The organism is Vibrio genomosp. F10 str. 9ZD137 (assembly GCF_049974785.1).
Taxonomy (GTDB): domain Bacteria; phylum Pseudomonadota; class Gammaproteobacteria; order Enterobacterales; family Vibrionaceae; genus Vibrio.
The window spans coordinates 1-4,533 of the sequence record NZ_JBNGCJ010000471.1 but is presented as its reverse complement, the minus strand read 5'-3'; the positions used below and the strand labels follow the sequence as shown (position 1 = coordinate 4,533).

Below are 4,533 nucleotides of genomic sequence, written 5' to 3'. Positions count from 1 at the left end.
GGAGTAGAACAGCCTACAAACCCAGGCACTGGAGGTCATGGTGGAGGCCGTTTTGATGGTGGAGGAAATGCCCAAGCAAAAGAAAATATAGGTATAGTTGCAGAAAAAGTTGTATATGAATATTTAAAGTCCAAATACAAAACTGTTAATTGGGTTTCAAAGTTTGCGGCAAAAGCCCCTAAAGAACACCCTGGCTTCAACCCAGAAGGTCATGATGGACATGGTTATGATATTGACTACATTGATAAAAATGGAAATAAAATATATGTTGAGGTTAAGGGTAAATCAGACAACTCCTTAACTTTTGAAATATCTAAAAATGAAGTTGATCGGGCCTTGGAAGAAAAGTCTCAATTCAAGTTGATATTTGTAACTAATGTGATGGATAATAAAAATAGGAAAATTCGAGACTTAGGTAATATATTCTCGATAAGAGATGATGAAGATTTTTTCAAGAATAGTAATTTCACCGCAGTTTATAAGAGCTTTGGGATTAGATTTAAAGAAAAGTAGTAAATTACATAATCTAAGTGCGTCCAGTATTTTATATTCAGTAAATAAGTCACTAAATTTTGGTCAGGTTGATTCTACTAGTTCTCACACCCTTAAAGCCGCAGTTCCATTAATCAGGAACTTCTTACAATTTTTGCAACAGTTCTACTAACGTAGAAATACTCGGAAGTAGATTGACTGGCAATGTGCATATTTTGCACATTAGCTAATTCTATTGTAAAAAAAAGGCGTTCTGAAACGAATCAGATTAACAGCCCTAATTTTCACTCTCAAATCAACTTAAGCACCCCATTCACATAGCCACGCTGGTAAACTTCTATGCCATTTTCGTCTTTCACTTGCCCCGTCGGCATCACAACCCATCGTTGCTCATCCATAAACTCGTCAGAAACGGACGCCCTCAAAGCCTCCACTTCTATTGGCGTCAGCTGATTTGAAGTAGCCGCCACCTGAGGCTGAGATTTAGCCGTCCGGTCAATGACAATATCGGCATTCGCTTTTAGTACGTTAAGCTGATCCCTGTATTTGTTCCTCTCCGCAATTAACGAGCCAACAACCGCTCGAATGACTGGATCATCGATAGACTCCAGTATGTGTTGGTCATTATTGTTGAGAAGCTGCTTCTGACGCACCGAGAGTGGCTTCTTACGAGTCGTTCCTGAATAGGCTGCCCATGCATCAATCAATTGCTGAAAATGCTTTCCTGTTCGATTACGAATGGTCTGTGTCGAAGGTCCGCCTTGTTCTTGAGATAACTTTCCAATCGTCACGATAGAGAAGTCCAATGACTTGGTCTGGCTTTGTTGTTCTAGAATGTTGTGCAATGTTCTTAGCGCTGTCGTTGTGCGGGCTGTCGCGCTGGAACACAGTTCTTCCAGAATAATGTACGGGTCCACTGGGTTAGCCATTTTTAATTACTCCCATTTTATTTTTCGACAAGTCAGCAAGGCGTAACATATTGATTCCCGTTTGCGCCTCAATAGCCTTTACGCCTATCTCTAATAAACCCGCGTCTTGTAAATACGTTTCCGTATCAAGATACGATGCGATGAGGCCCATCGCTTTGGTTTTATCAAGCTCTCCTGTCGCTTTGAGCATGGCATTAATCATTGCATTACCCGCTAAGAGCTGAGTTTCATCATCAAGCTGCATCAAAAATGGCATGTAACCCGACTGCATGAGCATTGAATTTAACTTGTTTGATCGATGACTGATTGCTGGCGTTTTTCTTAAATCATCCCGTAGATCCGCGTAAATTTCGGCGTCATCGCATAACTGTATCAACTGTCGAAACTCTGACTCTGTGTCAACAAAACTAAAGAACGGGGAAATCTCCGTATGTGATCCTATTGCGATGACTTTATCGACGGTGTCTTCGGGGAGCCGCTGTTCTTCGATGCGAATAAGCTTACGAATTATCTGAAAACAGGTGACCAAATCTTTACAGTATTCATCCGCATCAATTTTTTGTTTTTCAATTCTGCGGTCTATTTGATGTAAGTACTCATACTTCTGGAACTGCTCGTTGTTCACTTCACAGAAGTATTCTTCGTCTAGTAATTCGGCTTGCTCAGCTTCTAACTCTGCGGCAATTTTGGCCGACTCTGACGCGTGATAGCTAAGATTATTGAAATGGGCGGTTAAAGAATGGATGTATTTAATGTCGGTAATAAACCAACGGCAACGGACGCAATTTTCAATACCATGAGGAACGGGGCCATACAAATCCGCTTGGTTACGATTCGCTTTCTTTAGTTTTTCCCCTCCGTTCCAACACCCTGCTGTGGAGGTACTTTCTACTAATGGCGTTGTGTTCCCGCCTGCTAAACAAATACCTATCGCCTTTTCTTGCCACCCTGCGGGGTTTCGAACCCTTAATACTGTTTGAAGGGACTCTATATCGGTATAAGCGGATTGTAAGCCAATCTCTTCTATCGATTTATTGACCAAGAATGAATGCAACGTCGCATCGTTTTGTTCTTCAATTTTGTTTTCTGCTGCCTTCATCTTTTTTGCCATCATCACTGGGGATACTTTTGTGTAATGCATGGTCATGATGAGTCGACTGTGACCGACCAATAACTTAGATAACACCGGTGCGGGGATTTCACCTTCAATGGTGTAGCAGGTGATCAGAGAAACGCGTAACGAATGTAACGGAAATAGTGTCTTACGATGATTAGCAGGGTCAATGAAATGAACTTTGCTGCCATCCATGAGTTTGTGATCATCTTTTTGAATCTTGATTTCTAGTTCCGCCATCAAGCTTATCCAAAGCGTGTTCAAATACCCTTGAGTGATCGGCATTTCCTTTTCACTGTGCAGAGCAGCGGCGGCATTACGAAACAAAAAACAAATATCACCGATCTCATTTCGTTGAATATCCGTTTTGGTACTTCCAAAGTGCTTATAATCAAGCTTATGGATAGAAGTCGGTTTGGTAATGGGGTTGTATTTCTGTTGCCAGTTTCGCAGCTTCTCTAACCAATATAAGACTTCTTCATGCTGCCAAGGGATCACATAGCCTCGCGTGATTTCATCCTTATTTTTATCGGCGGTCTTATTAGTGTTTATATAGAGGCCTGTCATTACATCACCAATATCGGGTGTGATGATTCGGTGAAAAATACCTTTTTGCCAAGGGCGCTTTTCACTGCCTTCAGCAAACTCATTCATTTCATTGGCAACCCAGCTTCCACTCTCGTAGCGCCACGTATCGGCTTCACCAGAATCAAGCATGCGAACCTGAAAAGTACGTAATGGAAGCTGTAATTTTAGGTACAGCGCCATTGCGCGGACGGGTGACCAAACCACATAAAAGTGGTCACCTTCCTTAAACGGCTTTAGTACTCCATCAATTCTAATACTGCGAGGCTTATCTACTTTGATTTTCCGCCATACACAATCAGGGTCATCTTTATCAATGGCAGAGCCGTCAACAATGAACCAATCTCTTTGATGCCGACCATTTGAGATAAATGCGTCACTTTGCTCAATCGCCCATTTCCAATCTGAAAAGTTGCCCCTTTCAATCGGACAAAGAATTTTTCGCAACCGTTTAATGTAGGTATAAGGTAAAGCGTTGTAGACCGTTTCTTGATTTTTAACTGGATTAGACCCTTTTTGAAAAGGGTTCTTAAACATGGCAACCAACTCACCGTCATCATCCGGTTGAGAATAATAGGTGGTTATCACCCAATCGATAAACGAGCACACCTCATTGTTTTGTCGAACCCTGTAGCCTTCCGACAATTCGAATTGACCGAGAAACTTAACATAATCTTGCGGACCCATTTCGAAAAACTCGACGGGATCAACAATGAATTTCGGAACTAAGAATTCATCCAAAAACCGGTCCAACGCATTCTTCTTATGATCAATGCCATATTTGTTTTGGTGTAACCACGTCGCCGCAACTTCTCGCCACGTATCCCAACCCGTACCATTCTTTTCGGTGAACCAATTAAATTCATAGTCTGTTGATTTCATGAGGCTCGCTTCCCAAACTTAGGTGCTCTACCTGAAAATAAGCCATCAGGATCAATATCTTCGAACCCAGATTCCATAATGGTTTCCCAGCTCAACTCCACATCTTGCTTAAAGTTCGCATACTGCTGACCATCGAGTTTCTGCGTGGCACGCTCGCAAGCAAGTGTGACATCACGAACGCCTGGTTGCGTGTAAATCGACTGAGATAAGAGAGAAGAATGATGCAGTGCTTTCTTGATGAATCGCACATCTACCCCGGCATTCGACATCCGTCTTCCATAGGCATGACGATGGCCATGAGGCGAGCGACCTTCGGGCTTCGATGTGATTTGACCAATTCTGCCCATACCCGCCGCATAGCTTTGGTTGAATGCATTGAGTGTTAATGCGTTACCCAGTTGCTTTCTAGCAAAAGAAACAAAGGCGTAAGGGTGATTTCGCCGAATAGGAAGCAAGGCCATTAAATATTGCTGCCATAAATAAGCAAACACTTCCCCGTAATAAGAGGGAAACCAATGAAGTTGAATGTAG

At 42.3% G+C, this 4,533-nt stretch carries 4 protein-coding genes; 1 reads left to right on the top strand and 3 read right to left on the bottom strand.

The window, feature by feature from the left end:
• Positions 1–513 (top strand): DUF3883 domain-containing protein (locus ACP45E_RS11365; RefSeq protein ID WP_141707305.1); only part of this gene is annotated, 513 nt, incomplete at its 5' end.
• A 269-nt stretch (positions 514–782) separates the two neighbouring features.
• On the opposite strand, the gene gmtX is transcribed toward ACP45E_RS11365, so the two are convergent.
• From gmtX to ACP45E_RS11350, 3 genes are all read right to left on the bottom strand, one after another.
• Positions 783–1,421 carry a gamma-mobile-trio protein GmtX gene (gene gmtX, locus ACP45E_RS11360; RefSeq protein WP_017037808.1) on the bottom strand — a complete coding sequence of 213 codons (639 nt, stop codon included), beginning with the start codon at positions 1,419–1,421 and terminating at the stop codon, positions 783–785.
• Complete coding sequence (gene gmtZ / locus ACP45E_RS11355; protein ID WP_017037807.1) at positions 1,414–4,002, bottom strand: gamma-mobile-trio integrase GmtZ; 2,589 nt, start codon at positions 4,000–4,002, stop codon at positions 1,414–1,416. Before gmtZ ends, gmtX begins: the two co-directional genes overlap by 8 nt.
• On the bottom strand, positions 3,999–4,533 hold a 535-nt coding region (locus tag ACP45E_RS11350; RefSeq protein WP_141707304.1), incomplete at its 5' end, for a tyrosine-type recombinase/integrase. The genes ACP45E_RS11350 and gmtZ, both read right to left, overlap by 4 nt.

Excerpts from the sequence above, each read along its gene's own strand:
- gmtX (WP_017037808.1), bottom strand. The coding sequence starts at position 1,421 with ATGGCTAACCCAGTGGACCCGTACATTATTCTGGAAGAACTGTGTTCC.
- gmtZ (WP_017037807.1), bottom strand. The coding sequence starts at position 4,002 with ATGAAATCAACAGACTATGAATTTAATTGGTTCACCGAAAAGAATGGT.